3 protein-coding genes are annotated in these 3,873 nt (G+C 41.6%); all 3 read right to left on the bottom strand.

Going from position 1 to position 3,873, the window contains the following annotated elements; translation table 11 throughout:
• Positions 1 to 685: 685 nt before the first annotated feature.
• Positions 686 to 2,272, bottom strand: a complete 1,587-nt coding sequence (locus VFM80_RS02225; protein ID WP_395069112.1) for an amidohydrolase family protein — start codon at positions 2,270 to 2,272, stop codon at positions 686 to 688.
• Positions 2,273 to 2,343: 71 nt separating this feature from the next.
• Complete coding sequence (locus tag VFM80_RS02230; protein WP_395069114.1) at positions 2,344 to 2,802, bottom strand: methylated-DNA--[protein]-cysteine S-methyltransferase; 459 nt, start codon at positions 2,800 to 2,802, stop codon at positions 2,344 to 2,346.
• A 22-nt stretch (positions 2,803 to 2,824) separates the two neighbouring features.
• A complete protein-coding gene (locus tag VFM80_RS02235; RefSeq protein ID WP_395069116.1) occupies positions 2,825 to 3,616 on the bottom strand; it encodes an LEA type 2 family protein in 792 nt (263 codons plus the stop codon).
• Positions 3,617 to 3,873 lie beyond the last annotated feature (257 nt).

The raw sequence follows: 3,873 nt of genomic DNA on the forward strand, positions 1-3,873 counted from the left end.
CATTTGAGATGTAGATGACACATTTAATCAGTATAAATCTGGTTGAGTGATCTTATATTAATTTTAAATATATATTTAAACTATTGAATCCGGATAAAATCTGATTCTACGATTAATGGGGGTAGTATGAACATTATGATGAATCTTTTGCTTTCCGCTTTTCAAGTCTTTTACGATTTTTTTGTTTTGCGAAATAGGGCACAAAAAATAGGTAAATACCCGTGATCCATAAAATGGTGACTACTATACCGGATGGCAGAAAGATCCAAAGTTTAGCTGAGTTGTGAAACCAAGATCCATCGTGTAGGGATTCAAGTAACTCAGATCTTCTAAAAGCAACCTGCAATACCTCAATGGTTTCAGTATCAATTTGAATTTCTCACCGGTTGTCAGCCCTTACTTTTACGATGCCTTTGTCCGGCCGGACATCTAATCGATCTATATCTTCCCAAGATTGTATTTTAGCTTCGGCAACGGTTTTTGAAGTTGTTAAAATATCATCAAAACTGATAGTGGGGATAGCAGATACCCCAGTTTGTGAGGGAGGCTGAACCCAATCGACTTCTTTTTTAACCTGTAATGAGAACTAAAAGAAAGGGCAGTGCTATTAAAGCACCGCCCCATCTGTGAACTTTTCTCAAGTCACGACGTGTATGCCAACTCATCAATACTACTCTCTGTTTTTTTAGTAATCCAATCCGGGTTGGGTGATCTTATAGTTTTCTTCAGCTTTGGCAGCTTCAACCATTTCTGCAACGTCTTTCAGAAGCTGCTTGGCATCAAACACGATCCCGTCTTTGATGGTATAACGAACACCGCCTTTGCGAACAGGCTCATTTTCTTCGTTTACGTAGATAGCTCCGGTGCCATACAGCACTTTCAGGTTTTCCATTGGATTTGCATCCACGATCACCATATCGGCCAGTTTCCCCACTTCAATGGTTCCAAGTTGATCATCCACGCCTAATACTTCCGCTGCTTTGAGGGAGGCAGACTGAAATATCTCTAAAGGATGAAAACCTGCTTCGCGCATCATTTCCATTTCCTGAATGTAGCCAAAGCCGTACAGTTTGTAGATATAGCCGGCATCGGAACCAAGCGTTACACGTCCGCCTTTATTTTTATATTCGTTGATGAATTGCATCCAGATCCTGAAATTTTCTTTCCACGCAATTTCCTGCTCAGTTCCCCATTCCAGCCAGTAGGAACCATGCGAAATTTTGCTTGGCTTGTAGAACTCCCACAGTGAAGGCAGTGTATATTTTTCATGCCATTCGGCTCGGCGCTGTGCACTCAGATTTCTGTTTGCCTCATAAATAGTGAAGGTTGGGTTTAGAGTAAAGTCCAGTTCGATCATCTCATCCATTACCGCATTCCATTTCTCGGAACCGGGAGCCGCTGCTTGTTTCCAGAGTTTACCGGCTTCTTCAAATCGGTGCTGTTCGTTGTTGTAATTGTAATCAAGCGGATAATCCTGGATAATTTTGTCTTCGAATAGGGATTCGGGAAGTCCATACCAATGTGTCATGGAAGTTAATCCGAGGCGAGCTGATTTCAGTGCGTTATTATAGACCACACGGGTTTGGGCATGATGCGTCATGGTTCCCAGGCCTCGTTTATTTGCTTCATCAATAGCAGCAGCATACACCTCAGGAGAAGCCCCAAAGAACTTGATACCATCGGCACCGGCTTCATCGATCATCTTTACCCAATTGCGGGCTTGTTCAGCATTCGTGATCTCACCGCTGCTGTTGGATCCAAAATTGATCCATGCGGATATTCGGGGTGCGGTAATCTCATTTTTCTCACTCATTTCCTTGTGTCGCAGAGTCCAATCCATTCCATTTCCTGAACCCGGTTCACGAATTGATGTGATACCATGTGCCAGCCAAAGTTTGTATACGTATTCGGGCGTGGTGCCCTGGGCCCCGCCGCCGGTATGTGCGTGCATGTCAAAGAAACCGGGGAGTAAGTACATACCTTCTGCATCAATAACTCTGGTGTTTTCATCTGCTTCAGGACGGCGGTTTTCGTTTATGGGAAGTCCGGGATAACCTACAGTACGAATGGAGGCAATGCGATTTCCTTCTACTACAATATCTACTGGTCCGGTGGCGGGAGAGCCGGTGCCGTCAATTAAATTCACCCCGCGAATGATAAGACGCTCATGCGGCCCGTCGCCATCCGTACGCTGAGGAGCATCCGGCATCTGGGCATGAATTGAAATAGATCCTAATAAAAGAAAAATGAAAAGTAGTTTTATGGTTTTCATAGATGGGTCGTTGAGTTGCTTTATTTTGGCTTAATGTACTACAATGAGAGATCTTACATCGTAAAATTTAGTTAGATGAGAAGAGCTCCTTCATGCTTAAGTAACCATTCTTTTCGTTCAAGTCCCCCTGCATAACCGGTAAGCTTCTGGTCTGAAGCGATCACACGATGGCATGGAATTACAATAGCGATCGGGTTTTTTCCATTAGCTTTACCAACGGCCTGAGAGGCTTTATCATCTCCAATTTGTTTGGCTATGGAACCGTAGGAGGTGGTGGCTCCCTGTGGGATTTCGAGAAGTTTCTCCCAAACTTTTTGTTCAAAATTGGTCCCGTCAGGTATCAGATCTAACTGGAAGGCCGAACGATGTCCTTCAAAATATTCCCTGAGTTGAGTTTTAGCTGATTCAGTATGAACATCGGGATCTTCCGGACCGTCGAAGTCCATGAATTTAATTTCTGTGATCCCCGAACCGTTTGAGAGAATGCGAAGAAAGCCGATCGGACTTTCTATGTAGCTTACGTATATCAATCGAATAAGTGGTTAATGAAATTTACCTAAGGATATTGACTGAACCTGATTTATCAAAGTCAAAATTTGAGAGTTTGAAATAAGGCAGATCAGAGCCAATGGTTGTTGAGCCGGTTAATTCATATTCAAGATCTTCATCACCGCTTAAAATTCGATACGCACTCATACCTGCATTTAAAAAGCTGATGGAAACAGGCAGCTTTATAGTTTTTGAAGATCCTTCTTCTACATTAATCTCTTCATTCATTAAGCCTGAAATGGATTCGAGTCCGTTTATTCGGAGATCGTATGAAAGGCGATTCATCTGAAGCATAAATGAATTTGGGTTTTCTACATTCAATTCGATGCTTAGCTCTGCTCCGGACAGGGAAATATTTTCGACAGTAAAATTTTCAAGTGAAATGGAAGGTCTTTTGACCACAGGAATTTTTCCGGAATATTGAACCGGAATATTCACCATACCGAGTATGGGCAGATCAAAAGCAAAACCGGCAGAGAAACTGAAATTGGACTCATTTTCATCACGAAGGCTTTGAAATGTTTGAAGCAATTCTGAATAGCCTAATGTAATGGGCACTTTAACAATGTTACTTTGTTTTGCCTTGATGTTCATTCCACTTTCTTCGCTGCCAGATATAAAATTCAGGTCATTGATGTCCAGGGCATAGTTATAGGAACTTAGATCGACCGCTAAATTATTTGGGTTTTCGATCTCAACATCTGCAGTAAGCTCTACAGACTCTAGGGATAATCCGGTAACGTTCATATCTGAAATGGAAACCTCCGGCTTGCTAATCTTTGATAGTTCACTCAATTGTGCACAAGATTGAAACAGAATTAGGCTCAATATCAAATGAGCGGCAGCTACTTTTAATAAACCTTTATTAAACTGGTATTTCATGGATCAGGCAGTTATAAATTTAAAAACTAAACAAAATAATTATTGATCAATGTATGCAAAAGCACTTGATTTCACTAAATAAACCATTGACCTGAGGTTGGGTTTTCTATTCGGTTCAGAAAAGTAGCAGGTCATTTCAGAAAAAATGTAACATTTTTATCTAATACCAC

The sequence above is a fragment of the Gracilimonas sp. genome, from assembly GCF_035704785.1.
In the GTDB taxonomy this organism is placed as follows: domain Bacteria; phylum Bacteroidota; class Rhodothermia; order Balneolales; family Balneolaceae; genus Gracilimonas.